Source organism: uncultured Kordia sp. (genome assembly GCF_947496985.1).
GTDB lineage: Bacteria > Bacteroidota > Bacteroidia > Flavobacteriales > Flavobacteriaceae > Kordia.
In genome coordinates this window covers 1-727 of the sequence record NZ_CANMEZ010000031.1, presented here as the reverse complement: position 1 = coordinate 727, position 727 = coordinate 1, and the positions used below count along the sequence as shown (strand labels likewise).

The 727-nt window shown below is 44.4% G+C and carries 1 protein-coding gene; it reads right to left on the bottom strand.

What is annotated here, in order from left to right:
- Positions 1-727: Calx-beta domain-containing protein (locus tag Q0828_RS24370; protein WP_298427972.1), on the bottom strand; the 727-nt coding region annotated here is incomplete at both ends.

Sequence of the window (727 nt, the reverse complement as noted above, 5' to 3'; positions counted from 1 at the left end):
TTCCAGTATCTGATGCGTTAGAAGTGTTCCCACTTGCCACCGTTCCAGTTACGGTAAAGTCTTCTGTTGGTTCCCCTACCGTATCATCTGTAATTGGAATATTAACATTTACCACTGTCTGTCCTGCTGGAATCGTAGCAGTAACCGTTGTGCTTGTATAATCAGCTGGATCTGTCGCACTGTTGTCTACCGTAGTAATTGATACCACTGTAGCTACACTACTTGGATTGTCAATGCTTACTGGTACTGAGGCTGATCCACCATCTTCTGCGATCGTTACATCTCCAACGCTCATCGCTGGGGTATCATTATCTGTGATTGTTACCGTTCCAGTATCTGATGCATTAGAAGTGTTCCCACTTGCCACCGTTCCAGTTACGGTAAAGTCTTCTGTTGGTTCCCCTACCGTATCATCTGTAATTGGAATATTAACATTTACCACTGTCTGCCCTGCTGGAATCGTAGCAGTAACTGTTGTGCTTGTATAATCAGCTGGATCTGTCGCACTGTTGTCTACCGTAGTAATTGATACCACTGTAGCTACACTACTTGGATTGTCAATGCTTACTGGTACACTTGCATTTCCACCATCTTCTGCAATCGTTACATCTCCAACACTCATCGCTGGGGTATCATTATCTGTGATTGTTACCGTTCCAGTATCTGATGCATTAGAAGTGTTCCCACTTGCCACCGTTCCAGTCACGGTAAAGTCTTCTGTTGGTTC